The 25495-nt window shown below is 69.8% G+C and carries 25 protein-coding genes; 23 read left to right on the plus strand and 2 right to left on the minus strand.

Translation table 11 applies throughout. The features are described from left to right. The first annotated feature begins 40 nt into the window (after positions 1–40). The 6 genes from A9977_RS20730 (at position 41) to A9977_RS20755 (ending at position 5179) form a co-directional block, all read left to right on the plus strand. Positions 41–805 carry an ABC transporter ATP-binding protein gene (locus A9977_RS20730; RefSeq protein ID WP_183026782.1) on the plus strand — a complete coding sequence of 255 codons (765 nt, stop codon included), beginning with the start codon at positions 41–43 and terminating at the stop codon, positions 803–805. Between the two features lie 136 nt (positions 806–941). Next, positions 942–1673, plus strand: a complete 732-nt coding sequence (locus A9977_RS20735) for an ABC transporter ATP-binding protein (RefSeq protein ID WP_183026783.1) — start codon at positions 942–944, stop codon at positions 1671–1673. A gap of 148 nt (positions 1674–1821) precedes the next feature. Beyond that, positions 1822–2808, plus strand: a complete 987-nt coding sequence (locus A9977_RS20740) for a branched-chain amino acid ABC transporter permease (protein ID WP_183026784.1) — start codon at positions 1822–1824, stop codon at positions 2806–2808. A 10-nt stretch (positions 2809–2818) separates the two neighbouring features. Beyond that, positions 2819–3883 (plus strand): branched-chain amino acid ABC transporter permease, encoded by a 1065-nt coding sequence (locus A9977_RS20745; RefSeq protein WP_183026785.1) that lies wholly within the window; start codon positions 2819–2821, stop codon positions 3881–3883. Continuing rightward, positions 3880–4752, plus strand: a complete 873-nt coding sequence (locus A9977_RS20750; protein ID WP_183026786.1) for an alpha/beta fold hydrolase — start codon at positions 3880–3882, stop codon at positions 4750–4752. The genes A9977_RS20745 and A9977_RS20750 overlap by 4 nt, the downstream gene beginning before the upstream one ends. A gap of 97 nt (positions 4753–4849) precedes the next feature. Beyond that, positions 4850–5179, plus strand: coding sequence for a multidrug efflux SMR transporter (locus A9977_RS20755; RefSeq protein ID WP_183026787.1), 330 nt, complete (start codon positions 4850–4852; stop codon positions 5177–5179). 51 nt (positions 5180–5230) lie between these two features. Here A9977_RS20755 and A9977_RS20760 read toward each other — a convergent pair whose 3' ends face one another. After that, the gene (locus tag A9977_RS20760) at positions 5231–5941 is read right to left on the minus strand and encodes a TetR/AcrR family transcriptional regulator (protein WP_183026788.1); all 711 of its coding nucleotides are present in this window, start codon (positions 5939–5941) and stop codon (positions 5231–5233) included. Positions 5942–6144: 203 nt separating this feature from the next. Here A9977_RS20760 and A9977_RS20765 point away from each other — a divergent pair, with 203 nt between their 5' ends. Genes A9977_RS20765 through A9977_RS20815 form a run of 11 tightly spaced genes read left to right on the plus strand, consistent with a single transcriptional unit; the run spans position 6145 to position 17220 of the window. Then, complete coding sequence (locus A9977_RS20765; RefSeq protein WP_183026789.1) at positions 6145–7365, plus strand: acyl-CoA dehydrogenase family protein; 1221 nt, start codon at positions 6145–6147, stop codon at positions 7363–7365. Continuing rightward, positions 7362–8447, plus strand: coding sequence for an acyl-CoA dehydrogenase family protein (locus tag A9977_RS20770; protein ID WP_183026790.1), 1086 nt, complete (start codon positions 7362–7364; stop codon positions 8445–8447). The genes A9977_RS20765 and A9977_RS20770 overlap by 4 nt, the downstream gene beginning before the upstream one ends. 25 nt (positions 8448–8472) lie before the next feature. After that, positions 8473–9267: an enoyl-CoA hydratase/isomerase family protein gene (locus A9977_RS20775; RefSeq protein ID WP_183026791.1), complete on the plus strand. Its 795-nt coding sequence runs from the start codon at positions 8473–8475 to the stop codon at positions 9265–9267. Between the two features lie 42 nt (positions 9268–9309). Then, positions 9310–10572, plus strand: coding sequence for an ABC transporter substrate-binding protein (locus A9977_RS20780; protein ID WP_183026792.1), 1263 nt, complete (start codon positions 9310–9312; stop codon positions 10570–10572). 26 nt (positions 10573–10598) lie between these two features. Beyond that, positions 10599–11486, plus strand: coding sequence for a branched-chain amino acid ABC transporter permease (locus tag A9977_RS20785; protein ID WP_183026793.1), 888 nt, complete (start codon positions 10599–10601; stop codon positions 11484–11486). After that, entirely contained in the window at positions 11486–12499 is a 1014-nt protein-coding gene (locus tag A9977_RS20790) for a branched-chain amino acid ABC transporter permease (RefSeq protein WP_220811970.1), read from the plus strand. Before A9977_RS20785 ends, A9977_RS20790 begins: the two co-directional genes overlap by 1 nt. Continuing rightward, on the plus strand, positions 12496–13269 hold the full coding sequence (locus tag A9977_RS20795) for an ABC transporter ATP-binding protein (protein ID WP_183026794.1): 774 nt from the start codon (positions 12496–12498) through the stop codon (positions 13267–13269). Before A9977_RS20790 ends, A9977_RS20795 begins: the two co-directional genes overlap by 4 nt. Continuing rightward, positions 13262–13966, plus strand: coding sequence for an ABC transporter ATP-binding protein (locus A9977_RS20800; protein WP_183026795.1), 705 nt, complete (start codon positions 13262–13264; stop codon positions 13964–13966). Before A9977_RS20795 ends, A9977_RS20800 begins: the two co-directional genes overlap by 8 nt. 21 nt (positions 13967–13987) lie before the next feature. Further along, positions 13988–15631 (plus strand): AMP-binding protein, encoded by a 1644-nt coding sequence (locus tag A9977_RS20805; RefSeq protein WP_183026796.1) that lies wholly within the window; start codon positions 13988–13990, stop codon positions 15629–15631. A 43-nt stretch (positions 15632–15674) separates the two neighbouring features. Beyond that, entirely contained in the window at positions 15675–16655 is a 981-nt protein-coding gene (locus A9977_RS20810; RefSeq protein WP_183026797.1) for a tripartite tricarboxylate transporter substrate binding protein, read from the plus strand. Positions 16656–16659: 4 nt separating this feature from the next. Beyond that, positions 16660–17220: a carboxymuconolactone decarboxylase family protein gene (locus A9977_RS20815; protein ID WP_183026798.1), complete on the plus strand. Its 561-nt coding sequence runs from the start codon at positions 16660–16662 to the stop codon at positions 17218–17220. A 19-nt stretch (positions 17221–17239) separates the two neighbouring features. Here the strand turns inward: A9977_RS20815 and A9977_RS20820 are convergent, their stop codons facing one another. Then, complete coding sequence (locus A9977_RS20820; RefSeq protein ID WP_183026799.1) at positions 17240–18754, minus strand: helicase HerA-like domain-containing protein; 1515 nt, start codon at positions 18752–18754, stop codon at positions 17240–17242. Between the two features lie 100 nt (positions 18755–18854). Between A9977_RS20820 and A9977_RS20825 the strand changes: the two genes are divergently transcribed. From A9977_RS20825 to A9977_RS20850, 6 genes are all read left to right on the plus strand, one after another. Continuing rightward, complete coding sequence (locus tag A9977_RS20825; protein WP_183026800.1) at positions 18855–19142, plus strand: phosphopantetheine-binding protein; 288 nt, start codon at positions 18855–18857, stop codon at positions 19140–19142. Positions 19143–19213: 71 nt separating this feature from the next. Beyond that, a complete protein-coding gene (locus A9977_RS20830) occupies positions 19214–19861 on the plus strand; it encodes a hypothetical protein (protein ID WP_183026801.1) in 648 nt (215 codons plus the stop codon). 23 nt (positions 19862–19884) lie between these two features. Then, the gene (locus A9977_RS20835) at positions 19885–21591 is read left to right on the plus strand and encodes an AMP-binding protein (RefSeq protein ID WP_183026802.1); all 1707 of its coding nucleotides are present in this window, start codon (positions 19885–19887) and stop codon (positions 21589–21591) included. Beyond that, positions 21591–22562: an acyl-CoA synthetase gene (locus tag A9977_RS20840; RefSeq protein WP_183026803.1), complete on the plus strand. Its 972-nt coding sequence runs from the start codon at positions 21591–21593 to the stop codon at positions 22560–22562. Before A9977_RS20835 ends, A9977_RS20840 begins: the two co-directional genes overlap by 1 nt. Further along, positions 22552–23130, plus strand: a complete 579-nt coding sequence (locus A9977_RS20845; RefSeq protein ID WP_259652086.1) for an outer membrane lipoprotein carrier protein LolA — start codon at positions 22552–22554, stop codon at positions 23128–23130. Before A9977_RS20840 ends, A9977_RS20845 begins: the two co-directional genes overlap by 11 nt. Beyond that, a complete protein-coding gene (locus tag A9977_RS20850) occupies positions 23127–25490 on the plus strand; it encodes an MMPL family transporter (protein WP_183026805.1) in 2364 nt (787 codons plus the stop codon). The genes A9977_RS20845 and A9977_RS20850 overlap by 4 nt, the downstream gene beginning before the upstream one ends. The last annotated feature ends 5 nt before the right edge of the window (positions 25491–25495 follow it).

A 25495-nucleotide genomic window follows, 5' to 3' on the forward strand; every position in this document is an offset into this window, starting at 1 on the left:
TCCCCCATTGGGGGAAGGAGCCATCCCCCCTTTCCTTCCCATGCTCGTCACCCAAGACCTGACCATTCGTTTCGGCGGCCATGTGGCCGTCAACGCGGTGTCCTGCGCCTTCGCTCCCGGCACCCTGACGGCCATCGTCGGGCCCAACGGCGCGGGCAAGACCACCTACTTCAACCTGATCTCCGGCCAGCTCAAGGCCAGCGCCGGCACGGTGTCGCTCGATGGGCGCGAGCTGTCGGGCTTGTCGCCCTCGGCGCGCACGCACGCGGGCCTGGGACGCGCCTTCCAGCTGACCAACCTGTTTCCCAACCTCACGGTGCTGGAGAACGTACGGCTCGCGGTGCAGGCCACGCGCGCGGGCGCGCACCGGCGCGGGCTCAACCTCTGGAGCATCTGGAGCGACCACCGCGCGCTGACCGAGCGGGCCGACGAACTGCTGCGGGAGATCAACCTCAAGGCCAAGGAACACGCCACCGTGGCCAGCCTGCCGCATGGCGACCAGCGCAAGCTCGAAGTCGCGCTGCTGATGGCGCTCGAGCCGCAGGTCTTCATGTTCGACGAACCCACGGCCGGCATGAACGCCGCCGAGGCGCCGGTGATCCTCGACCTGATCCGCCGGCTCAAGCAGGACAAGACCAAGACCATCCTGCTGGTCGAGCACAAGATGGACGTGGTGCGCGAACTGGCTGACCGGATCATCGTGCTGCACAACGGCACGCTGGTGGCCGACGGCGAGCCGGCCGAGGTCATCGCCTCGCCGATCGTGCAAGAGGCCTACCTGGGCGTGGCGAAGGAGGCCGCATGACGATCCCCATGAATCTCTCCCTCCCCCCACGGGGGAGGGCAGGGGTGGGGGCCGCCGGCCTCCGGACCCTCGCGGCTTCACGACCGCCGCTGGCCCCCATCCCGACCTTCCCCCAGCGGGGGAAGGAGCAAAACCGATGACCACTTCCAACCCTCTCCTGACGCTCGAAGGCGTGCAGACGCACATCGGGGCGTACCACATCCTCCACGGCGTCGACCTCGTGGTGCCCAAGGGCCAGCTCACCATGCTGCTCGGGCGCAACGGCGCGGGCAAGACCACCACGCTGCGGACCATCATGGGCCTGTGGCACGCGTCGAAGGGCAAGGTGCACTTCGCCGGCAAGGACATCACCGCGCTGCGCACGCCCGAGATCGCCGCGCTGGGCATCGCCTACGTGCCGGAAACGATGGGCATCTTCGCGGACCTCACGGTCAAGGAGAACATGCTCTTGGCCGCGCGCGCCGCGAAGAACGCCGACGCGATCGACGACACGCGGCTGAAGTGGATCTTCCAGCTGTTCCCGGCGGTCCAGAAGTTCTGGAACCACCCGGCGGGCAAGCTGTCGGGCGGGCAGAAGCAGATGCTGGCCGTCTCGCGCGCCATCGTCGAGCCGCGCGAACTGCTGATCATCGACGAGCCCAGCAAGGGCCTGGCGCCCGTGATGATCAACAACATGATCGACGCCTTCGCCGAGCTCAAGCGCAGCGGCGTGACGCTGCTGCTGGTCGAACAGAACATCCACTTCGCCCAGCGCCTGGGCGACAGCGTGGCGGTGATGGACAACGGCCGCGTGGTGCACAGCGGTGCGATGGCCGCGTTCTCCGCCGACACGCAACTGCAGCAATCGCTGCTGGGACTCGCGCTATGAAGTACTCCACGTATGGCTCCCTCCCCCTCTGGGGGAGGGTTGGGGTGGGGGCTCGCAGCCTTCGATATAGGGCGGCCTTGCAAGTGCCGTCGGCCCCCATCCCATCCTTCCCCCGGAGGGGGAAGGTGCAAGAAAAGGGCGTGCAGCCATGAAAGCATCCGATCTCGACTGGAAACCCCTGCTGCTGGTCCCCGTGCTCGCGCTGGTCGCGCTGCCGCTGACCGGCTCGCTCTCGACCTGGCTCACGCTCACGGTCGCGGGCCTGGCGATGGGCATGATCATCTTCATCATCGCCTCGGGCCTGACGCTGATCTTCGGGCTGATGGACGTGCTGAACTTCGGCCACGGCGTGTTCATCGCGCTGGGCGCCTTCGTCGCCAGCAGCGTGCTGGGCCTGATGGGCGACTGGACCGGCTCGGGCGAACTCTGGCGCAACCTGGTCGCGGTGTTCCCGGCCATGCTGGTCGCGATGCTGGTGGCCGGCGCGGTCGGCCTGGCCTTCGAGCGCTTCATCGTGCGGCCGGTCTATGGCCAGCACCTGAAGCAGATCCTGATCACCATGGGCGGCATGATCATCGGCGAGGAGCTGATCAAGGTGATCTGGGGCCCGGCGCAGATCCCGCTGCCGCTGCCCGAGGCGCTGCGCGGCTCGGTCTTCGTGGCCGAGGCGGCGATCAGCAAGTACCGGCTGCTGGCGGTGGCGGTGGGCCTGGTGGTGTTCGGCCTGCTGGCCTGGACGCTGGGCCGCACCAAGATCGGCCTCCTGATCCGCGCCGGCGTGCAGGATCGCGAGATGGTCGAGTCGCTGGGCTACCGCATCGGCCGGCTGTTCGTCGGCGTGTTCGTGGTCGGCAGCGCCTTGGCCGGCCTGGGCGGCGTGATGTGGGGCCTGTTCCAGCAGAACCTGATCCCGCAGATGGGCGCGCAGGTCAACGTGCTGATCTTCATCGTGATCATCATCGGCGGCCTGGGCTCGACCGGCGGGGCGCTGATCGGCGCGCTGCTGGTCGGCCTGATGACCAACTACATCGGCTTCCTGGTGCCCACGCTCACGCAGTTCGCGAGCATCTTCCTGATGGTCGCCGTGCTCCTGTGGCGGCCGCAGGGTGTGTATCCGGTGGCCAGCAGTCGCTGAGGAAGAAGCCATGTTGAAACGTCTCCTCTCCAACGACATGCCGCGCAGCCGCGTGCTCGCCGTGCTGCTGCTCGCGGTGCTGCTGGGCCTGGCCTTCGCGCCCTTCGCGTTCCCGGGCGTCAAGGCGCTCAGCGTCGCGGCCAAGATCCTGGTCTTCGTGGTGCTGGTCGCCAGCTTCGACCTGCTGCTGGGCTACACCGGCATCGTGAGCTTCGCGCACACCATGTTCTTCGGCATCGGTGCCTACGGCATCGCGATCGCGGCCAGCCGCATGGGCCCGAGCTGGGGCGCGGTGGCCACCGGCCTGGGCGGCGCGCTGGCGCTGTCGCTGGTGTTGGCCCTGGCCATCGGCCTGTTCTCGCTGCGGGTGCGCGCGATCTTCTTCGCGATGATCACGCTGGCGGTGGCCGCGGCCTTCCAGACGCTGGCCTCGCAGCTGTCGGAGTTCACCGGCGGCGAAGACGGCCTGACCTTCAAGCTGCCCGAGCTGATCTCGCCCAGCTTCGAGTTCGCCGAGGAACCCTTCTTCGGCGTCTCGCTCGACGGCCGGCTGCTGTGCTACTACCTGCTGTTCGTGGTGGCGGTGGTGCTGGTGCTGGCGCTGCTGCGCATCGTGAACTCGCCCTTCGGCCGCGTGCTGCAGGCGATCCGCGAGAACGAGTTCCGCGCCGAGGCCATCGGCTACCGCGTGGTGGTCTACCGCACCACGGCTGCGGTGCTGTCGGCGCTGTTCGCCACGCTGGCCGGCGCGATGCTCGCGATCTGGCTGCGCTACAACGGGCCCGACACCTCGCTGAGCTTCGAGATCATGGTCGACGTGCTGCTGATCGTGGTGATCGGCGGCATGGGCACCATCTACGGCGCGGCCATCGGCGCGGTGCTGTTCGTGATCGCGCAGAGCTACCTGCAGGACCTGCTGCGCCTGGGCAACGAGGCCGCGAGCGGCCTGCCCTGGCTGGCGGCGCTGCTGTCGCCCGACCGCTGGCTGCTCTGGCTGGGCGTGCTGTTCGTGCTGTCGGTCTATTATTTCCCGACGGGCATCGTCGGCAAACTGCGTACGCGTGCTGCACGATGAACCCGACTTCCCACTACGCACAACTTCTCGGCCGCGAGATCCACTGGATGGACTGGGGCCCGAAGGAGGGCGCCGCCGTGATCGCCTGGCACGGCCTGGCACGCACCGGCCGCGACATGGACGAGCTGGCCGCGCACCTCGCGGGCCAGGGCTTTCGCGTGATCTGCCCCGACACCCTCGGCCGCGGCCTGAGCCAGTGGAGCCCGCTGCCCGACGAGGAGTACCAGCTCTCCTTCTACGCCCGGCTGGCCGAGGCGCTGTGCGACCACCTGCAGCTCGCGCGCGTGCACTGGATCGGCACCTCGATGGGCGGCGCGATCGGCACGGTCTGCGCATCGGGCCTCTTCGCGCCGCGCATGAAGCAGCGCATCGCGAGCCTGGTGCTCAACGACAACGCACCCGAGCTGGCCTCGGCCGCGATCGAACGCATCAAGTCCTATGCGGGCAACCCGCCGGCCTTCGACACCGTGGCCGAGCTCGAGGCCTTCTTCCGCACCGTCTACAAGCCCTACGGCTGGCTCAGCGACGCCCAATGGCGCCGGCTCACCGAGACCTCGACCCGCCGCCTGCCCGACGGCCGCGTCACGCCGCACTACGACCCGAAGATGGTGCGCCAGTTCACCGCGCACGACGACGACTACGGCATCTGGCCGCACTGGGACGCGATCGAAGCGCCGGTGCTGTGCCTGCGCGGCGTCGACTCCGACCTGGTGCTGCCCGAGACGGTGGTCCAGATGCGCGGACGCGGTCCCGGCGCGGCCGGCCGGCTGCAGGTGATCGAAGTGCCGGATTGCGGCCATGCGCCGGCGCTCAACGTGCCGGCGCACCTCGATCCGATCGAGGCCTTCTTCCGGGCCGCGCAGCTCTGACTCGAGGGATGTGCGCACGGTCGGCCCGGCCGTGCACGCGGCGGGTCTTTGTGCGACAAGGCACAGTGCTGCCTTTTCGCAGAAAGGATTCGCACGCATGACCTGGCTCTACCTTGCCTTCGCGATCGTGGCCGAAGTGGCCGCAACCTCGGCGCTCAAGGCCTCCGAAGGTTTCACCCGCCTCGGCCCCTCGGTGCTGGTGGTCGTGGGCTACGGCATCGCCTTCTTCCTGCTCTCGCTGACGCTGCGCACCATCAGCGTGGGCGTGGCCTATGCGATCTGGTCGGGCGCCGGCATCGTGCTGGTGTCGGTGGTCGGCCTGGTGCTGTTCAAGCAGCGGCTCGACGGCCCGGCGATGCTGGGCATGGGCCTGATCGTCGCGGGGGTGGCGGTGATCCAGCTGTTCTCCAAGACGGCCTCGCACTGAGGCCGAAGCGCCGGCCGCCCGGCCGGCCCCGGCACTTTCGACGGCGGGCGCTCAGGCCGTGCGCGTCGCCGTGCGCTTCTTCGCGGCGGCGGCAGGTGCGGCCGCCGTCGCCGCGGGCCGCGGACCGAGCCCGTGCCGCAGGAAATTCATGTAGGTGGCAATCACCGATTCGGGAATGCCCGTCTGCGTCGTGGCACGGTGCAGGTGGTACAGGTAGAGGTAGTCGCGCGCCGCGATGAGCAGGTAGGCCAGCGTGTCCAGCTCGCTCTCGGCGTAGCCTGAGATCTCCTCGTCGCCGCGCGCGCGCTGGAGGAACTTCGTGTAGCGCCGCGTCACTTCGGTGTGGTGGCGGCTGAAGGCGGCCGGGGCCTCGACCTCGGCCTCGTTGAGCACGCGCCAGAACCACGGGTTCTCCTGCAGGTACTCGAACACCGCCCGGGCACCGATCTCCTCGATCTCGAAGAAGCCTTTGGCGCCGTGGGCGCGCTCCTTGACCCGCGCGAGCATGTGCAGGCCGAAGTGCGGCAGCAGTTCATCGAACAGCGCCTGGCGCGATTCGAAGTACAGATAGAAGGTCCCTTGCGCCATGCCGGCATCGGCGGTGATGCGCTGGATCGATGCATCGCGGTAGCCGAACTCGCCGACCACGCGTGCCGCGGAGATGAGCAGCGCCTCGCGCGTCTTGGCGGTTCGCTCCTCGCGCGTCAGTTGCGCGCCGGTCGAAACCTTTCGTGTCTTGCGGGTCGTCGAGGCATTTGCCAAGGGCCATTCCTTTGGCGCTTTGCGCCGGATCGTGATCGGTTGAACTCTTCGTTTTTCAGTCTAGCGGAAAGCTTTCGCTCGGCTGCTCTGCGCGTTTACACCTAGCGCCAAAGACCGGGAAATCACAGAAACTGAATGGTGATTCAGTAATCATTTTATTCCCTTCGGCGCTTCGGCGACCGCCAAATCCGAAACGAAGTCCCATGGACAACCCTCCCTCCACGAGCCGCGCCGGGCTGGCGCCGGCCCTCGATGCGGAAGAAGACTTCCGCCGCCAGGTGCGCGACTACTGCCGCGACGAGCTGCCGCCGGCCGTTCGCCGCAAGGTGCTCGGCAACCTGTTCCTGAGCAAGGAAGACAACCTCGCGTTCCTGCGTTCGCTGGCACCGCGCGGCTGGGTCGCGGGGCATTGGCCGCGCGTCTACGGCGGCTCGGAATGGACGCCGCTGCAGCGCTTCGTCTTCGAGGAAGAGAGCATGCTGGGCGGCGCGCCCTGGCTCATTCCCTTCGGCGTGAACTACGTCGGGCCGGTGATCTACACCTTCGGCTCCGAGGCGCAGAAGCGGCGCTTCCTGCCGCCGATCCTGGCGTCCGAGGAGTGGTGGGCGCAGGGCTATTCCGAGCCCGGCGCGGGCTCCGACCTGGCGGGCCTCAAGACCCGTGCACTCCGAGAGGGCGACCACTACCGCGTGAGCGGCCAGAAGATCTGGACCAGCTACGTGCAGTGGGCCGACTGGATGTTCTGCCTGGTGCGCACCAGCGAGGAAGCGCGGCCGCAGCAGGGCATCTCCTTCCTGCTGATCGACATGCGCTCGCCCGGCGTCACGGTGCGTCCGATCCGCACCATGGACGGCTGCCACCATGTGAACGAGGTCTTCCTCGACGACGTGCGCGTGCCGGCCGAGAACCTCGTGGGCGAGGAGGGCCGCGGCTGGACCTACGCCAAGTTCCTGCTCAGCAACGAGCGCATCCTGTCGGCCGAGACCGGGCGCGCGATGCGCCAGCTTGCACACCTGAAGGCTTTGGTGGCGAGCACGCCCAGCGACGGCATCGGCGACCGCGCGGCCTTCGATCGCCGCATCGTGCAGATGGAGCTCAAGCTGCACACCTTGCGCGCCTTCTGCCTGAACTACGCGCGCAGCATGGACCCGAGCCAGCCGCCCGGCGTCGAGGCCTCGATCATGAAGATCCGCGGCACCGAGCTGCAGCAGCTGATCTCCGAGGCCACGCTCGACTGGCTGGGCAGCAGCGCCATCGCCTACGACCCGGCCGACGTGAACGGCGAGGAGGCCGTGTCGCCCGCGGGCCCGCCCGACACCAGCGGCGCGATCCGCGAGTACCTGCACGGCCGCGCCTCCACCATCTATGGCGGATCGAACGAGATCCAGCGCAACATCATCAGCAAAGCGGAGCTCGGCCTGTGAAAACAAGAACCTGGTCCGACGACACCGACGCCGCTCTGGCCGACGCCGCCGCGCGCTACCTCGGAGAGCGCTACCGCTTCGACACGCGCCAGCGCCTCGGCGCGGCCGCGCACCGCTTCAGCCCGGCGTGCTGGCGCGACCTGGCCGACATGGGCTGGTTCAGCGTCGCCACGCCCGAAGCGGCGGGCGGGCTCGGCCTGCGACTGTCGTCGATCTGCCTGCTGGCCGAGGCGGCCGGGCGCAGCCTGCTGACCGAGCCCTTCGTCTCGGCAGGCGTGGTGGCGCCCTTCATCGTCGCGCAGCACGGCAGTGCGGCGCAGCGCGACCTGCTGCTGCCCGCCATCCACGGTGGCGAGAAGCGCGTGGTCCCGGTGCTGGGGCAGGGCGGCGCCACGGCCCTGCGCGAGGAGGGCGGTGCGCTGCATGGCCGCCAGGCCATGGCCATCGACGTGGACATCGCCGACCTGCTCATCGTGCGCACCGGCGACAGCCCATCGCAAGCGGCGTTCTGGATCGTCGACCCCCAGGCCGCCGGTTGCCGCCTCGCGCGCTATCCGCTGCTCGACGGGCGCGGCGCGGCCACGCTGGACCTCGATGGCGCAGCGGCGGTGCGCCTGGGCGACGGCGCTGTCGATGCCGGCGCGGCGCTGCGACTGGGTGCGCTTGCCACCGCCGCCGATTCGCTGGGCGCGATGTCGGCCGCGTTCGAGCTCACGCTCGACTACCTGAAGACGCGGCGCCAGTTCGGCGCGCCGCTGGGCACCTACCAGGCGCTGCAGCACCGCGCGGTCGACATGTACATCGCCCTCGGCGAGAGCCGCGCGCTGCTCGACCAGGCGATCGCCTCGGTGCAGGCAGGCGCGCCCCAGGCGGCGCGCGACGTGCATGCGGCCAAGAGCGTGATCGGCGAGGCGGCGCGGCGCGTCACGCAGGAGGCGATCCAGCTGCATGGCGGCATCGGCGTCACCGAGGAATACGCCGCCAGCCACTTTCTGCGACGCGCCCGCGTCAACGAACAGCTGTACGGCTCGGCCGAGCATCACTTCCAGGCCTTCGCGGCCCTGGCGAGCGACGCCCCCTGACTCTCTTTCCGATCAAGGACATCCCATGGACTTCTCTTCCTACGAATGCATCGAGTTCTCGCGCGCGGGCCGGGTGCTGGTGCTCTCGCTTAACCGGCCGGCGCAGCGCAATGCGGTCAACGCGCGGCTGCACCATGAGCTGTCGCGCGTGTTCACCGATGCCCAGCGCGATGCCGACTCCGACGTGGTGTTGCTCACCGGCAACGGCGCGGCCTTCTGCGCCGGCGGCGACATCGACTGGATGCAGCTGTCGGTCGACGAGCCCGAGGAATTCGAGAAGACCGCGCGCGAGGCCAAGGACATCGTCTACAGCCAGCTCGACCTCGAGAAGCCGCTGATCTGCCGCCTGAACGGCCATGCCACCGGCCTGGGCGCGAGCCTGGCGCTGCTGTGCGACGTGATCATCGCGTCGGACGAAGCGAAGATCGGCGACCCGCACGTGAGCGTCGGCCTGGTCGCGGGCGACGGCGGCGCGCTGATCTGGCCACAGCTGGTCGGCTATGCCAAGGCCAAGAAGTACCTGCTGACCGGCGAGCTCATGACGGCCACCGAAGCCGAGCGCATCGGGCTGATCACCGACGTGGTGGCGCGCGCCGAACTCGACGCCGCGGTCGATGCGCTGGCGCAGCGCCTGGCCGCGGGCGCCACCAAGGCGATCCGCTGGAGCAAGGTCACGACCAACCTGCCGCTGCGCCAGCTCTTCCACAGCTACTTCGACGCGGGCGTGGCCTACGAGTGCCTGTCGAACCGCACCGCCGACCACGCCGAGGCGGTGGCCGCCTTCCGCGAGAAGCGCAAGCCGGTGTTCAGCGGCCGCTGATTTTTTCGCGCAGACAACAAACCAACGAAGGAGACACATCCCATGACCCATCTCGATCGCAGAAGCGTCCTCAAGTACTCGGCCGCCGCCGCCGCCGTGGCCGCCGTGGCCGGCGTGCCGGGCCTGGTGCGCGCGCAGTCCGGCCCTCTGAAGATCGGCCTGATCACGCCGCTGAGCGGGCCGCAGGAGTTCATCGGTTCCTATGTGCGCAACGGTGCCGAGATCGCGGTCGAGCAGATCAACAAGGCCGGCGGCATCCTGGGCCGCCAGGTGGCGCTGGAGATCCGCGACGACAAGGCGAACCCGGCCGCGGCGCTGGCCGCGGCGCGCGAACTGCTGGGCGCGGGCATCAACCTCCACACCGGCGGCATCTCCAGCGCGGTGGTGCTGGCGCTGGGCCCGGTGATGCAGCAGGAGAACGGCGTGTTCATGACCTGCGGTGCGGGCACCGAGAAGATGAATCACGAGAACTACTCGCCGAACCTGTTCCGCCCGGGCGATGCGCCGGACGCGCGCACCCGCGCGCAAGCGCGGCTGATGGCCGAGAAGTATCCTGACGTCACGCGCTGGACCGGCCTGGTGCCCGACCACGAGTACGGCCGCACGACCTGGAGCATCTTCGTCGACGCCTTGCTCGAGTACTACCCGGCGATCGCCAAGAAGAAACCCGTGATCCTCGAGCCGGTGCTGATGCCCTACGGCGTGGCCGACTACCGCAACGGCATCACACAGGCGCTGCGCCAGCAGGCCGACGGCGTCTTCAACTGCACCTACGGCGGCGACGCGATCACCATGTTCCAGCAAGCGCGCGGCTTCGGCCTGATGCAGCGCTACAAGGTGGTGTGCGATGCGGCAAACGAATTCCTGATCGCGCGCGGCATGAAGCAGCAACTGCCGCCGCACTGGACCGGCATGCACTACTACGCCGAGGCCAACAAGGGCAACCCGATGAGCGACCGCTTCGTGGCCGACTACCTGGCCAAGACCAAGGACGCCGAGCCGCTGGGCTGGGCCGCCGAGGCGCATGCGAGCCTCTATGCATTCAAGCAAGCGATCGAGAAAGGCAAGTCGAGCGAGACCCAGGCGGTGATCGCCAACCTCAAGGGCCTGACCTGGGCCACTGCGACTGGCCCGCGCACCATGCGCGCCGAGGACAACCAGGCGATCAAGGATGTGGAATTGGTCTACATCGAACCGGCCGCGACCGACAAGGGCTACAAGGTCTCGCAGTACACCAAGGTCGACGGCAAGTCCGTGATCTTCCCGCCATCGCCGGGCAAGAAGCTCAGCCTCAAGACGGCCTGAGCCGCCGCAACGAAAGCACCTCGTCGATGCAAGCTGCCGACATCGTCACGTTGCTGGTCAACAGCCTGACCTGGGCCATGGCGACCTTCCTGGTCGCGGCCGGTCTCACGCTGGTGTTCGGCACGCTGCACATCCTCAATTTCTCACACGGCGGCTTCTTCATGATCGGCGCCTACGCGGCCTACTCGATCGCCGACGCGCTGGGCGGCAGCGGCTCGATGGCCGTCTACCTGTTCGGCTCGCTGGCCGCTGGCGTGCTGGTGGCGCTGCTGGGCTTGGTGGTCGACCGGCTGGTGCTGCGCCGGCTCGCGGGGGTGGAGGACGCCTATGTGCTGATCGCCACCTACGCGCTGCTGCTGGTCTGCGAGGGCTCGACCAAGCTGCTGTGGGGCCTGAACTACCACAGCGTGATGCCGCCCGCGGTGCTCGACGGTGCATGGATCGCCGGCAACGCGGTGCTGCCCAAGCTGTCGCTGTTCATCGTCGCGGCCGGCGTGGTGGTGTTCGTCGGGCTCGAGTATTTCCTCAACCGCACCGGCCCCGGGCGGCTGGTGAAGGCGATCGCCGCCGACCCCTGGATGGCGCGGCTGCTGGGCGTCAACGTGCGGCTGGTCTACACCGCCACGGTCGCCCTCGGCTTCGCGCTGGCCGGGCTGGCCGGCGGGCTGCTGGTGTCGAACCAGACGCTGTCGCCGACGCTGGCCAGCGCCTTCGTGATCCAGGCCTTCGGCGTGATCATCATCGGCGGCATGGGCAGCATCAGCGGCGCCTTCTTAGGTGCGATCCTGCTCGGCGTGATCGACGCCTTCGGCCAGTGGGTGCTGCCGGGCCTGCCGGGCCTTCCTTTCTTCGTGGCCATGACCCTGATCCTGCTGCTGCGTCCCCAAGGCCTCATGGGCAAGGCGAAACACTGATGCACACCACGCGTTTTCTCGGCGGCGGCCAGCGCCGCGACCACCTGATCCTGCTGGTCTTGATGCTGGTGGCCCTGTGCGTGCCCGGCGTGCTCAACCGCGGGCTGGTGTTCATCGCCGGCATGGTCTGGATCAACGCGGTGTTCGGGCTGTCGTTCAACCTGCTGTTCGGACTCTCCGGCGTGCTGAGCTTCGGTCAGGCGATGTTCTTTGCAGCCGGCGCATACGCGGCCGCGGTGTTTACGCAGCAGATGGCCGTGCCCTTCGTGGCGGCGCTGCTGCTCGCGGCGCTCGTGGGCGGGGTGCTGGCCGCGCTGGTGGGCGTGGTCGCATTGCGGCGCAGCGAGGGCGTGTATTTCGCGATCCTCACGCTGGCCTTCGCGGAACTGCTGCACCTGCTGATCGCCAACACGGCCTTCCTCGGGCGCAACGACGGCCTGGCCGGCCTGGCGCGGCCGAGCCTGGGCTTCGGCAGCTGGCGGATCGACCTGGCCGCGGGCGACAACTTCTACTACTTCATCGTGCTGGCCTGCGGGCTGCTGATCGCCTTCATCCGCTGGATCATCGACACGCCCTTCGGCCGTGCGCTGCAGGCGATCAAGCAGGACCCGGAGCGCGCCGAGTTCCTGGGCATCCCGGTGCGGCTGCACCGGCTGGTGATCTTCGTGCTCGCGGGCGCGACCACGGCCGCGGCCGGCGCGCTGATCGCGCCCTGGGCGCAGATCGTCACGCCGGAACTCGCCCACTGGTCCAACTCGACCAACCCGATCCTCTACACGCTGCTGGGCGGCAGCGCGTACTTCTGGGGGCCGGTGCTGGGCGCGGTGGTGCTGTCGGCGGTGTTCTACCTCACGCGCACGCTGGTGGGCATGTCGGACATGGTGACCGGCCTGCTGCTGCTGGTCGTGGTGGTGTCCTTGCCCGGCGGCATCCTCGGCCTGCTCGCGCGCTGGACGCGGCCGGCGCCCGCCGTCCGCGCGCCGGTGGCGATCGAGACGGAGGGCTCGCGATGAGCACGACGACCACGCTGCTCGAAGCGCGCGCGCTCGACAAGTCCTATGGCCGCATCCGCGTGCTGCGCGACGTGAGCCTGACCATCGGCACCGGTGAATCGCATGTGGTGATCGGGCCCAACGGCGCGGGCAAGACCACGCTGTTCAAGGTGCTGACGGGCGAGCTCTACGCCGACCGCGGCACGGTGCACTTCGGTGCCACCGACGTGACGCGCATGAGCGCGCACCAGCGCATCCACCGCGGCTTCGGCCGCACCTTCCAGGTGGCCAAGGTGTTCCCCAAGCTCAGCGTGCAGGACAACCTGCAGATCGCGCTCGAGGCCCGCGTTCGCCGTGGCAACCCGATCGGCCGGGTGACCGGCGCCGATGCGGCCGGCTTCGCCGAGAAGGCCGAGCGCCTGCTGGCCGACACCGGCCTCGCGGCGCAACGCGACGCGGTGTCCGGCGCGCTGGCCTACGGTGACCGCAAGCGGCTCGAGATGGCGATGGTGCTGGCGCTCGAGCCGGCGGTGCTGTTCCTGGACGAACCCACGGCCGGCATGTCGGCCGCCGAGCGGCAGGCGACGGTGCGGCTGCTGCAGGAGGTCAAGCGCCAGCGCAGCCTCTCGATGCTGATGACCGAGCACGACATGGACGTGGTGTTTGGCCTGGCCGACCGCATCTCCGTGCTGCACTATGGCCAGCTGATCGCGTCCGGCACGCCGGAGCAGATCCGCAACGACGAACGTGTGAAAGAGGTCTACCTCGGCGACGGAGACGAGCATGCTTGAGATCCGCAACCTCCAGGCCCGCTACGGCGACAGCCAGGCGCTGTTCGGCATCGACATCGACGTGAAGGCGCAGGGCGGCGTGGCGCTGCTCGGGCGCAACGGCGCCGGCAAGTCGACGCTGCTCAAGTCGCTGCTCGACGCGGGGCCGCAGAGCAGCGGCCAGATCCGCCTCGACGGCCGCGCGCTCGACGGGCTGAGCACCGAGGCCCGCGCACGGCTCGGCCTGGCGCTGGTGCCGGAAGACCGCCGCATCTTCACCACGCTCACGGTGCGCCAGAACCTCGAACTCGCGTGGCATGCCGGCACGCCGGGCAGCGCGCGCATGAGCGTCGACCATGTGTGTGCGTTGTTCCCGCTGCTCAAGGACCTGCTCGACCGGCTGGGCTACCAGCTCTCGGGCGGCCAGCAGCAACTGGTGGCGGTGGCGCGTGGATTGATGGCGTCCCCGCGGCTGCTGCTGCTCGACGAGCCCGCCGAGGGGCTGGCGCCCAAGGTCGCGCAGGACTTGGCGCGGCAGGTCGGCGAGGCCCGTCACAAGCTGGGGCTGACCGTGCTGGTGGCCGAGCAGAGCATCGCCTATGCACGCCAGTGCACCGAGTACGTCTACCTGCTCGACAGCGGCGTGCTGGTGTTCCAGGGCGACTGGGCCGCATTCGACGCGCAACCCGCGCTGAAGACGCGTTACCTCGCGGTCTGACCGCAAGCAAGGAGTTCCAAAGTGAGACAGGACATCAGTGGCTGGCAGGTGCAGTGGGACGACGCCCGGTCGGCGCAATGGGTGCGCGAGGGCCGCTGGCGCAACCTCACGGTGGCCGACGCCGCGCGTGCACTGGCCGAACGCGAGCCCGGCCGCGTGACGCAGGTCTGCGGCGGCCGCGACGTCACCGCCGGTGAGGTGTGGGAACAGTCGGTGCGGCTGGCGGCGGCGCTGCAGGCCCAGGGCTTCCGGGCGGGCGACGTGCTGGCCTTCCAGGCGCCCAACTGGCACGAATGCGTGTTCATCGACATCGCGGCCTGCATGCTGGGCGTGATCGTGTGCCCGATCGTCACGATCTACCGCGAGCGCGAGGTCGAACTCATTCTTTCCGACAGCCGTGCCAAGGGCATCTTCATCGCCGAGAGCTTCCGCGGCTTCGACTTCACGGCGATGCTCGCGCGCCTGCGCCCGGCGCTGCCGAATCTCGCCCATGTCTGGACCGTGCGCAGCAGCGCGCCGGGTCGCGCCGACGGCGACCTGCGCGACCTCATCGCGCACGCCCCCGCGCTGCCAGCGCTGCCGGCCGTGTCGCCCGACGCCATCAAGCTGGTGCTCTATACCTCGGGCACCACCGGCCGGCCCAAGGCGGTGCTGCATTCGCACAACTCGCTGATCCGCGCGACGCTGCTGTGCGCCACGCATTGGGGCATCCGGCCGGGCGACACCACGCTGATGCCGTCGCCTGTCACCCACGTGACCGGATTCAGCCACGGCATCGAGATGCCCTTCTACGGCGAGACGCGCTGCGTGCTGATGGAGAAGTGGGATGCGGCGCAGGCCGCCGACATCATCGAGCGCGAGCAGGTGTCCTTCACCATCGGCGCCACGCCCTTCCTGCAGGAGCTGATGGACGTGGCCGAGCGCAGCAGCCGCAGCTTGCCTTCGCTGCGGTTGTTCCCCTGCGGCGGTGCGGCCGTCGCGCCCGAAATCATCTATCGCGTGGCGCGCGTGCTGCCCAACTGCCGGTCGTTCCGCGTCTACGGCTCGAGCGAGGCGCCGATGATCACCATGGGCTTCTGCGGGCCCGGCCAGGAAAGGCTGGCCGCCGAGACCGACGGCGAGGTGCTCGACTACGAGGTGCGCATCGTCGATGCCGAGGGCAGGGCGCTGGCGCCGGGCGAGGAGGGCGAGATCTGCGCGCGTGGCCCGGCGATGTGCATCGGCTATGCCGACGCCGGCCATTCGGCCGAAGCCTTCGATGCCGACGGTTTCTTCCACACCGGCGACATCGGCTACCTGACGCCGGAGCACGCGATCGTGTTCACCGGCCGGATCAAGGACCTGATCAACCGCGGCGGCGAGAAGATCAGCGCCAAGGAAGTCGAAGACTTGCTGCATCAGCACCCCGACGTGCTGGCCGCGGCGGTCGTCGCGATGCCGCATGCGCGGCTCGGGGAGACCGTCTGCGCCTATGTGATCGCGCGTCCGGGCAGCGATCCGCAGGCGGCCGACATCACGGCGCTGCTCGATGCGGCCGGCGTCGCGCGCCAGAAGTACCCGGAGCGCATCGTGTTCGTGGACCAGTTCCCGACCACCGCCTCGGGCAAGGTCAAGAAGGATCTGCTGCGCGCCGACGTGCAGCAACGCGCGCGCGAAGGCCGTTGAGGTCCAGCCCACCGACAACCCCAAGGAGACACACGTGCACGACATGAACAGACGCCAGACCCTGGGCGCGCTCGCCGCGAGCGCCGCCACCGGCATTCTTCCCTTCACGGCACACGCGCAGGGCGGTGGCTGGCCACAGAAGCCGATCCGGCTGATCGTCGGCTTCACGCCCGGCGGCTCCACCGATCTGGCGGCCCGCATCCTGGCGCAGGCCCTCGGCGAGCGGCTGGGGCAACCGGTGGTGGTGGAGAACAAGCCGGGCGCCAGCGGCAACATCGCCACCGACTTCGTCGCGAAGTCGGCGCCCGACGGCTACACGCTGATGCTGTGCACCATCCCCACGCATGCGATCAATCCGCACCTGTACCGGAACCTGCCCTTCGACCACCTCAAGGACTTCGCGCCGGTCTCGCTGGTGGCGATGCTGCCGAACATCATCGCGGCGAACCCCCAGTTCCCCGCCAGCAACGTGAAGGAGCTGGTGGCGCTGCTCAAGAAGGATCCGGGCAAGTACAACTTCGCGGCCGTGCCCGGCGGCTCGCCGCACCTGACGGCCGAGGTGTTCAAGGAGACGGCCGGCGTCCAGATGCAGCTGATCTCGTACAAGGGCGCGAGCCCCGCCATCACCGACGTGATCGCCGGCCATGTGCCGCTGGTGTTCGAGAACGTCGCGCCCACCATGGCGTTCCTCAAGAGTGGGCAGCTCAAGGCCATCGCCGTGACCTCGCCGACGCGGCTGCCGGGACTGGAATCGGTGCCGACAGTGGCCGAATCGGGCTTCCCGGATTTCGCGATCGAGGGCTGGAGCGGCGTCGTGGCGCCGGCCGGCACGCCGGCGGCCGTGGTGGCGCGGCTGAACGCCGAGGTGCGGCACGTGCTCGACACCCCGGAGCTGCGCGCAAAGTTCGAGCAGTTGAACCTGCGAACCCGCTCGAGCACGCCGCAGGAGTTCGGTGCCTTCATGAAGGCGCAGACCGACTTCTGGGGCAACGTGATCCGCCGCATCGGCCTGAAGCTGGACTGAGGCCATGGCACGCATCCCCCCTGTCGCCCGCGAGGCCATGCCGGCCGAACTGCAAGACCTGCTGGCCACCCGCCCGCCGTACACGATCTACGGCATCCTGGCGAACGCGCCTACGGTGCTGCCCGGCTTCGTGCAGATGGCTGGCGCGCTGCTCACGCGGACCGAACTCGACCCGCAACTGCGCGAGATGGTGATCCTGCGCGTCGGCGCGCATTGCGAATCGGCCTATGAACTGCACCAGCACCTGCGCCTGGCGCGGCACGTCGGCGTGAGCGAGGCGCGCATCCGCCTGGCCACCGATCTGGGCACACCGCTCGCCGCCGACGGCGGCGCCGATGAGGTGCTGCTGGCCTTCACCGACAGCGTGGTGCGCTCGGTCAAGGCGCCGGTGGAACAGTTCGAGGCGGCACTGGCCCTGTTGTCGCCGCGCGGCATGACGGAACTGCTGCTGACCATCGGCACCTACATGATGGTCTCGCGCGTGCTGGAAAACCTCGAGGTGGAGATCGAGGCCGACGGCGTCGACATCACCAGCCGGCGCTACTACCCCGAGGCGCCGAAGTAGGCCGCGGCGATCGCGCGGCTCAGCGCTTCTTGGCGCCGAAGATGCTGCCCAGCACGCCGCGCAGGATCTCCTTGCCCAGGCCCGTGCCCGCGGTGCGCACGGCCGACTTGGCCATGGTCTGCACCAGGCCGTCGCGCTTGCCGCCGCGCGGGCCGGTGGAGCCGAACAGCAGGTCGTTCAGGCCACCCATCATGCCGCCGGCCTCGGCCGCCGCGGTGCCGGGCTTGCCGCCGGCGGCGACCGGTGCATCGGGCGCGGTGGCGGTGCGTTGCTTGAGCTTTTCGTAGGCCGATTCGCGGTCGACCACCTTCTCGTAGACGCCCGCGACCAGCGAGTTGGCGATCAGCTGCTGGCGCTGCGCCGCGGTGATCGGGCCGAGCTGGCTGGCCGGCGGCAGCACGAACACGCGCTCGGTCACGCTGGGCCGGCCTTTCTCGTCCAGCAGGCTCACCAGCGCCTCGCCCACGGCCAGCTCGGTGATCGCGGCCTCGATGTCCAGGCCCGGCTTCGGGCGCATGGTGGTGGCCGTGGCCTTCACCGCCTTCTGGTCGCGCGGCGTGAAGGCGCGCAGCGCGTGCTGCACCCGGTTGCCCAGTTGCGCCAGCACGGTGTCGGGGATGTCCAGCGGGTTCTGCGTGACGAAGAACACGCCCACGCCCTTGGAACGCACCAGCCGCACCACCAACTCGATGCGTTCGACCAGCGCCTTGGGCGCGTCCTTGAACAACAGGTGGGCCTCGTCGAAGAAGAACACCAGCTTGGGCTGCTCGGGGTCGCCGATCTCGGGCAGCTGCTCGAACAGTTCCGACAGCAGCCACAGCAGGAAGGTGGCATAGAGCCGCGGCGCGTTCATGAGCTTGTCGGCGGCCAGTACGTTGACCACGCCCTTGCCGCCGACGGTCTGCATGAAGTCCTGGATGTTGAGCATCGGCTCGCCGAAGAACTTGTCGCCGCCCTGGCTCTCGATCTGCACCAGGCCGCGCTGGATCGCACCCACGCTGGCCGCGCTGATGTTGCCGTAGGCGGTGGTGAACTGGCTCGCGTTGTCGCCCACGTGCTGCAGCATCGCGCGCAGGTCTTTCAGGTCGAGCAGCAGCAGGCCGTTGTCGTCGGCGATCTTGAACACCAGGTTGAGCACGCCGGACTGGGTCTCGTTGAGGTCGAGCATGCGGCCCAGCAGCAGCGGCCCCATGTCGGAGATGGTGGCGCGCACCGGGTGGCCCTGCTCGCCGAACACGTCCCACAGCGTGACCGGGCAGGCCAGCGGGGCCGGCGGCTCGATGCCGCGTTCCTTGAGCGTGGCGGCGAGCTTCGCGCCGATGCTGCCGGGCTGGCTGATGCCGCTCAAGTCGCCCTTCACGTCTGCCATGAACACCGGCACGCCGATGCCCGACAGCTGCTCGGCCAGGGTCTGCAGCGTGACCGTCTTGCCGGTGCCTGTCGCGCCGGTGACGAGGCCGTGGCGGTTGGTCAGGCCGGGCAACAGGAAGCACTCGGTGCTGTCGTGGCGGGCAATCAGAAGCGGTTCGGCCATGGGGGCTCCGGTCGGGTCGAAAACGGCCAGTCTATCCAAGGCGCCCTCCTATAATTCGCCGATTAACGCCTTTGTTTCGTGAAATCGTTCAGGAGTCTCCGTGTCATCGACCCCAACCCCCTCCGTTCAGACGCCGCTCGAGCTCGAGCTGGCGACCTTGCTGGTCGAATCCCTGAACCTCGAGGTCGCTCCGGCCGAAGTGGACCCTGAGGCCCCGCTGTACGGCGAAGGCCTGGGCCTGGACTCCATCGACATCCTGGAAGTGGCGCTCGAAGTGTCGCGCCGATACGGCTTCCAGCTGCGCTCCGACGACGAGCGCAACCAGCAGATCTTCACGTCGCTGCGCACGCTGGCCACGCACGTGGAACAGAACAAGACCACCGCCTGATGACAGGGCAGGGCGCCGCGGCTTTCGAGGGCGGTCCGCCGACGGATCGCCACACGGCGCGGGCCTGAGCGATGTCGCGTTGGCGCCTGGCGCTCCTGCTGACCGCAGGCGCGGCGTATGCCGGCCTGTCGCACTGGCTGATGCTGTTCCATCCGCATGCGCCCTGGGCCATGGCGGTGCTGCTCGGGCCCCTGTGGCTCACCGCCCTGGGCCTGGGCGGTTCGCGTTTCGGCGGCTGGGGCCTGGCGGGCGCGACCGTCATCGGCGCCCTGGTCTTCGTGCTGCTGTGGCAGGGCGGCGCGGGCGATCCCAATCGCCTCTACGTGTTGCAGCATGTGGGCATCAACGCGGTGCTGGGCTGCTGGTTCGGCGGCACGCTGCGCGGCGGCGGGCTGTCGCTGATCGGCCAGTTCGCGCAGCGCGTCCACACGCTGGGGCCGGGCATGCCCGAGTACACGCGCCAGGTCACCTTGGTCTGGACTGTCTACTTCGCGCTCACCGCCGCCCTCTCGATCCCGGTCTACCTGTGGCTGCCGTTCTCCGTCTGGTCGCTGCTGGCCAACGTGCTGAGCCCGGTGATGGTGGTGGGGCTGTTCGTCGGTGAACACCTGCTGCGCTACCGCCTGCATCCCGAATTCGAGCGCACCCGCATGATCGATGCGGTGCGCGCCTTCTATGGCACCCACGCGCCTGCGGCCGATCCGGCCGCCAAGCACTGAAGCCGTTGCCCACCGGACCGCGCATGTCGAAGAACGATTCCTCCTTCCTGGCGCTGCTGGCGCCGCGTGACCTTGCCGCGCCGCTGGCCTGGCGGGCCGGTGTGCCGGTCTCGGGTCATGCCTTCCTGGCCGACGTCGCGCGGCAGGCCGAGCGCATGCCCGCCACCGGCCCGGTGGTCAACCTGTGCAACGACCGCTACGCCTTCTCGGTGGCGCTGGGCGCGGCGCTGCTGCGCGGCCAGGCCAGCCTGCTGCCGCCCGATGCGCGGCCCGAGACCATGGCGCGGCTGGTCGAGACGCACGGCGCGCTCACGGCCGTGACCGACGAGCCCTCGCTGTCCACCCCGGGCATGCCCAAGGTGCTGGTCGAGGTCGGCGGCGATGCGCCGCGCGAGGGCGACGGCATCACCGTGCCCGCCATCGATGGCGGCCTGCACGCGGTGAGCCTGCTGACCTCGGGCTCCACCGGCACGCCGCAGCCGCATGCCAAGCGCTGGGACACGCTGGTCGGCGACGTGGCGGCCGCGGTGGGCCGGCTGGCCGACTTCCTGCAACGGCCCTCGCTGGCCGGCGTGACGGTGGTGGCCACGGTGCCGGTGCAGCACAGCTATGGCCTCGAGTCCTCGGCGCTGCTCGCGCTGCTGGGCGGCGCGGCCTTCGACGCGGGCCGGCCCTTCTTCCCGGCCGACATCGTGGCCGCGCTGGCGGCGGTGCCGCGTCCGCGCGCGCTGGTCACCACGCCTTTCCATTTGAAGACGCTGCTGCTGTCGGGCCTGGAGATTCCGCCGGTGGACCTGATCCTTTCGGCCACCGCGCCGCTGTCGCCGCAGCTGGCCGCGCAGGCCGAGCAGGCGACCGGTGGCGTGCTGGTCGAGATCTACGGCTGCACCGAGTCGGGCCAGGTCGCGACGCGCCGGCCCACGCAGAGCGAGGTCTGGGAGACCTTCGGCCAGATCCGCGTGACGGCGCAGGCCGGGGCCGACGGCGCCGAGCAGTTCGTCTTCGACGGCGATTTCATCCCCGAGCCCACGCCCATGGCCGACGTGCTCGAGCTGCTGGACGACCGGCGGTTCCGCCTGTTCGGCCGGGCCAACGACCTGATCCACGTGGCCGGCAAGCGCAGCTCGCTGGGCCACCTCAACTACCACCTCAACAGCATCCCCGGCATCGAGGACGGCGCCTTCTGGCTGCCCGACGAGGTCAGCGATGGCGTGGTGCGGCCCGTGGCCTTCGTGGTCGCGCCCGGGCTGTCGAGCGCGGAGGTCATTGCGGCCCTGCGCCATCGGCTGGAATCGGTCTTCGTGCCGCGCCGCGTGGTGCACGTGGCCGCGCTGCCGCGCGAGGGCACGGGCAAGCTCACGGTGCGTTCGCTGCGCGAGTTCGCGCTGTCGCAGCTGGCGTCCGACGACACACCGGTGCAGGTCGGCCACGAGGTGCCGGCCGACCACCCGGTGTTCGCCGGCCATTTCCCGGGCCAGCCGCTGGTGCCCGGCGCGCTGCTGGTGTCGGAGGTGCTGGAGGCCCTGCGGCGCGTGCCCGCGATGGCCGCGCGCCTGGGCCCGCATCCGACCCTGGCGGCGGTCAAGTTCCTGTCGCCGGTGCGGCCCGGCGCGCGCATCGAGATCGCGCTGCAACCCGAGACGGGCGCGGCGCGCGGCGTGAAGTTCGAAGTCCGCTGCGGCGACGTGGTCGCGGCCAGCGGACGCTGGACCGCGTCGGACCCGGCCTGATGGCGGGCGAAGACATCGGCGTGAAGAAGCCGGAGGCCGGCGGCTGGGCCCACCGGCCCGAGCGCAGCAACATGCTCGCGCTGCGCTTCATCTGCTGGCTGGCGCTGACCTGCGGGCGCCGGCTCACGCGGCTGATCCTGCCGCCGATCTGCCTCTACTTCCTGCTCCTCGACCCGACGCCGCGGCGCCACATCAAGCGCTATTTGTTCCGCGCCATCGGCCCGAAGGCGGGCTGGGCCGACGGCTACCGGTTGCTCCACACCTTCGCCTCGACCGTGCTCGACCGGGTCTACTTCCTGCGCGGGCGCATGGACCTGTTTGAGGTGCGGATCAGCGGGCAGCAGGCGGTGCATGCCGAGATCGACGCCGGCCGGGGCGCCTTCATGCTCGGCGCCCACATGGGCAGCTTCGAAGCCATGGGTGCCTGCCGCCAGCACAGCGACGACCAGTCGCAGCTACGGCTGGCGATGCTGATGTTCACCGACAACGCGCAGCGCATCTCGGCCATCCTCGAAGCCATCAGCCTGCCGGAACTGCGCCCGCACATCATCGCGCTGGGGCGCCCGCATTCCATGCTCGACCTGCGCGACTGGCTCGACGGCGGCGGACTGGGCGGCCTGCTGGCCGACCGCACGCTGCCGGCCGGCGAGGAAGCGGCACAGCGCAGCAACGACATCGTGCTGCCTTTCCTGGGCCAGCCCGCGACCTTCAGCGACGGGCCGTTCCGGCTGGCCGCGCTGCTGCGCCGCAAGGTCTTCTTCATGGCCGGGCTGTACCTGGGGGGCGCAAGCTACGATGTCCGCTTCGAGCCCTTGGCCGATTTCAGCGAACGCCTGGCCGACCCGGCCGAACGGGAACGCCGCATCCGCGCCGCCGTCGAAGCCTATGTGCTGCGACTCGAGGCCCTGTGCCGCGAGCACCCCTACAACTGGTTCAACTTCCATGATTTCTGGCTTGAAGATGCGCATTGACGGCGGCCTGCGCCGCGCCCGCTGGGCCGTGGCGCTGTTGCTGTGCGCGGCCGCGCCGGCCTGGGCCTTCGACTTCAACGAGCTGATGGGCCTGCTGGCCCGCCAGAAGCAGGGCGAGGCCACCTTCACCGAACAGCGCTACGTGCGGGGTGTCGACGGCCCGCTGGCGGCCAGCGGCACCCTGAGCTTCACCGCGCCCGACCAGCTGGTGCGGCGCACGCTCACGCCGCGGCCCGAGACCATGGCGGTCGACGGCAACAACCTGGTGCTGTCGCGCAGCGGCCGCACCCGCAACATGACGCTCGACAGCGTGCCCGAGATCCAGGGCCTGGTCGAGGCCATGCGCGCCACGCTGGCCGGCAACCCGCAGGTGCTGCAGCGCTACTTCAAGCCCACCGTGAGCGGCAACGCCGACGCCTGGGCGCTCGACCTGGCGCCGCTCGATGCGCGCCTGTCGTCGCAGATCGCGGCGCTGCGCCTGAGCGGCAAGGCCGGCGAGGTGCTGGGCGTGGAGATGGAATTCCGCGGTGGCGACCGGTCGATCATGACCATCTCGCCCAAGCGATGAACGCCGGCCCGAGCCGCACGCGTCGCATCGGGGTGCTGCTGCTGTGGCTGGCGGCGGTGCTGGCCGGCGTGGCCGTGATCTCGCGCACGCATTTCAGCGCCGACCTCTCGGCCTTCCTGCCCGCCAGCCCCGATGCGCGCCAGCGCGTGCTGATCGAGCAGCTGCAGAGCGGCGTGGCCTCGCGCACGCTGATGGTCGGGCTCGAAGGCGGCAAGGACGCGGCGCAGCGCGCCGACGTGTCGCGCGCGCTGGGCAAGGGCATGCGGGCCAGCGGGCTGTTCGAGCAGGTGCAGAACGGCGACCACAGCGAGTGGAAGGAGGCCGGCACCTTCGTCTTCGACCGCCGCTACCAGCTCTCGCCCGCGGTCTCGCCCGAACGCTTCGGCGTCGAAGGCCTGCGCGACGCGATCAACGACTCGCTGTCGCTGCTGGGCACGCCGGCCGGCAACATGGTGCGGCCGCTGTTCGAGCGCGACCCGACCGGCGAGACCCAGCGCATCGCCGAGGAGATGATCCCGGCGACCTCGCCGCGCACGGAGGAGGGCGTGTGGGTGTCGCGCAGCGCGCCGCGCGCCATGCTGCTGGCCACCACCACCGCTTCGGGCAGCGACCTCGACGCGCAGGCCGCGGGCATCGCGGCGATCGAGGCCGAGTACGCGAAGGCCACCCAGGGCATGGGCGCCGAGGCGCCGAAGCTGCAGTTGAGCGGCGCGCCGGTGTTCTCGGTCCAGAGCCGTGACAAGATCAAGGGCGAAGCGATCCACCTCGCGATCGTGGGCGCCATCGTCATGGGCTGCCTGCTGCTCGCGGCCTTCGCGTCGCCCAAGGCGCTGGTGATCGCGCTGCTGCCGGTGCTGACCGGCGTGGTGGCCGGCACGGCCGCCGTGGCGCTGGTGTTCGGCTCGGTGCACGGGCTCACCATGGGCTTCGGCAGCACGCTGATCGGCGAGACCGTCGACTACGCGATCTACTACCTGATCCAGGCGCGTGGCGCGGCCGTGCGCGGCACCGGCTGGCAGCGCTGGCGCGACCTCAACTGGCCGACGGTGCGGCTGGGCCTGCTGACCTCGGTCTGCGGCTTCGCGGCCTTGCTGTTCTCGGGCTTCCCGGGCCTGGCGCAACTGGGCGTGTTCTCGATCGCCGGCCTGGTGGCCGCGGCCCTGGTCACGCGCCACGGCCTGCCGATGCTCGCGCCCGACGGCGCCACCGGCATGGGCATGCGCCGCCAGATGGCGCGGCTGGCCGGCGGCATCGTCGATGCCCTGCCGCGGCTGCGCATGACCTTCATCGTGCTGGGCATCGCGGCCGTGGCCCTGATGGCCTGGCAGGGCGGCGAGCTGTGGCGCGCCAGCCTGTCGTCGATGAGCCCGATCTCCAAGGCTTCGCAGGAGCTCGATGCGTCCCTGCGCGCCGACATCGGCGCCAGCGACGGCGGCACGCTGGTGGTGATCCAGGCGGCCGACGAGCAGGCCGCACTGCGCGCCACCGAAGCCGCCGGCGCGAAGCTCGACACCCTGGTGAGCGAAGGCCAGTTGAGCGGTTTCGAGACCGTGACCCGCATGCTGCCCAGCATCGCCACGCAACAGGCACGCCTCGCGAGCCTGCCCGACACCGCCACCTTGCGCACGCGCCTGAACGAGGCCGTCACCGGCCTGCCGCTGAAGCCCGAGCGTTTCGAACCCTTCATCGCCGCGGTCGACACGGCGCGCGCGCTCGCGCCGATCACGCGCGCCGACCTGGCCCAGGGGCCGATGGCACCGGTGGTGCGCGCGCTGCTGTTCGAGCGCCCGGGGGGAGGATGGTCGGCGCTGATCGCGCTGCACCCGACCGATCGCTTCGACAAGCGCAAGCTCGCCGCCGCGCTCGCGCCGCTGCCCGAGGTGCAGGTGGTCGACATCGGCGACGAGCTGGGCAGCCTCTATGCGCGCTACCTGCACGAGGCCTTCGTGCAGGTGCTGCTGGGCGCGCTTGCGGTGGTGGTGCTGCTGGGCCTCTACTTGCGCTCGCTGCGCCGGCTGGTGGCGGTGTGCCAGCCGCTGCTGCTGGCGGTGGTGCTCACCCTGGGCGGCATGGCCGTGCTGCAGGTGCCGCTAGGCATCCTGCACCTGGTCGGCCTGCTGCTGATCGTCGCGGTGGGCTCCAACTACGCGCTGTTCTTCGACCAGCTGCAGGAAACCGGCCGCGCCGACGAGGACACGCTGGCCTCGCTGATGCTGGCCAACCTGACGACCGTGGTGTCCTTCGGGCTGATCGCGATCTCCGACATTCCCGCGCTCTCGGCGATCGGCCGGGTGGTGGCGCCGGGCGCGCTCTTGGCCTTGCTCCTGTCGGCGGCATTCGGCAAACGGCGCGCGCGCTGAGGTAC

The organism is Variovorax sp. UMC13 (assembly GCF_014170375.1).
Lineage (GTDB): Bacteria > Pseudomonadota > Gammaproteobacteria > Burkholderiales > Burkholderiaceae_C > Variovorax.

What these genes read in the sequence shown, in the direction of transcription:
- A9977_RS20730 (WP_183026782.1), top strand. Translation starts at nt 41, where the DNA reads ATGCTCGTCACCCAAGACCTGACCATTCGTTTCGGCGGCCATGTGGCC.
- A9977_RS20735 (WP_183026783.1), top strand. Translation starts at nt 942, where the DNA reads ATGACCACTTCCAACCCTCTCCTGACGCTCGAAGGCGTGCAGACGCAC.
- A9977_RS20740 (WP_183026784.1), top strand. Translation starts at nt 1,822, where the DNA reads ATGAAAGCATCCGATCTCGACTGGAAACCCCTGCTGCTGGTCCCCGTG.
- A9977_RS20745 (WP_183026785.1), top strand. Translation starts at nt 2,819, where the DNA reads ATGTTGAAACGTCTCCTCTCCAACGACATGCCGCGCAGCCGCGTGCTC.
- A9977_RS20750 (WP_183026786.1), top strand. Translation starts at nt 3,880, where the DNA reads ATGAACCCGACTTCCCACTACGCACAACTTCTCGGCCGCGAGATCCAC.
- A9977_RS20755 (WP_183026787.1), top strand. Translation starts at nt 4,850, where the DNA reads ATGACCTGGCTCTACCTTGCCTTCGCGATCGTGGCCGAAGTGGCCGCA.
- A9977_RS20765 (WP_183026789.1), top strand. Translation starts at nt 6,145, where the DNA reads ATGGACAACCCTCCCTCCACGAGCCGCGCCGGGCTGGCGCCGGCCCTC.
- A9977_RS20775 (WP_183026791.1), top strand. Translation starts at nt 8,473, where the DNA reads ATGGACTTCTCTTCCTACGAATGCATCGAGTTCTCGCGCGCGGGCCGG.
- A9977_RS20780 (WP_183026792.1), top strand. Translation starts at nt 9,310, where the DNA reads ATGACCCATCTCGATCGCAGAAGCGTCCTCAAGTACTCGGCCGCCGCC.
- A9977_RS20785 (WP_183026793.1), top strand. Translation starts at nt 10,599, where the DNA reads ATGCAAGCTGCCGACATCGTCACGTTGCTGGTCAACAGCCTGACCTGG.
- A9977_RS20790 (WP_220811970.1), top strand. Translation starts at nt 11,486, where the DNA reads ATGCACACCACGCGTTTTCTCGGCGGCGGCCAGCGCCGCGACCACCTG.
- A9977_RS20795 (WP_183026794.1), top strand. Translation starts at nt 12,496, where the DNA reads ATGAGCACGACGACCACGCTGCTCGAAGCGCGCGCGCTCGACAAGTCC.
- A9977_RS20800 (WP_183026795.1), top strand. Translation starts at nt 13,262, where the DNA reads ATGCTTGAGATCCGCAACCTCCAGGCCCGCTACGGCGACAGCCAGGCG.
- A9977_RS20810 (WP_183026797.1), top strand. Translation starts at nt 15,675, where the DNA reads ATGAACAGACGCCAGACCCTGGGCGCGCTCGCCGCGAGCGCCGCCACC.
- A9977_RS20815 (WP_183026798.1), top strand. Translation starts at nt 16,660, where the DNA reads ATGGCACGCATCCCCCCTGTCGCCCGCGAGGCCATGCCGGCCGAACTG.
- A9977_RS20820 (WP_183026799.1), bottom strand. Translation starts at nt 18,754, where the DNA reads ATGGCCGAACCGCTTCTGATTGCCCGCCACGACAGCACCGAGTGCTTC.
- A9977_RS20830 (WP_183026801.1), top strand. Translation starts at nt 19,214, where the DNA reads ATGTCGCGTTGGCGCCTGGCGCTCCTGCTGACCGCAGGCGCGGCGTAT.
- A9977_RS20835 (WP_183026802.1), top strand. Translation starts at nt 19,885, where the DNA reads ATGTCGAAGAACGATTCCTCCTTCCTGGCGCTGCTGGCGCCGCGTGAC.
- A9977_RS20840 (WP_183026803.1), top strand. Translation starts at nt 21,591, where the DNA reads ATGGCGGGCGAAGACATCGGCGTGAAGAAGCCGGAGGCCGGCGGCTGG.
- A9977_RS20845 (WP_259652086.1), top strand. Translation starts at nt 22,552, where the DNA reads ATGCGCATTGACGGCGGCCTGCGCCGCGCCCGCTGGGCCGTGGCGCTG.
- A9977_RS20850 (WP_183026805.1), top strand. Translation starts at nt 23,127, where the DNA reads ATGAACGCCGGCCCGAGCCGCACGCGTCGCATCGGGGTGCTGCTGCTG.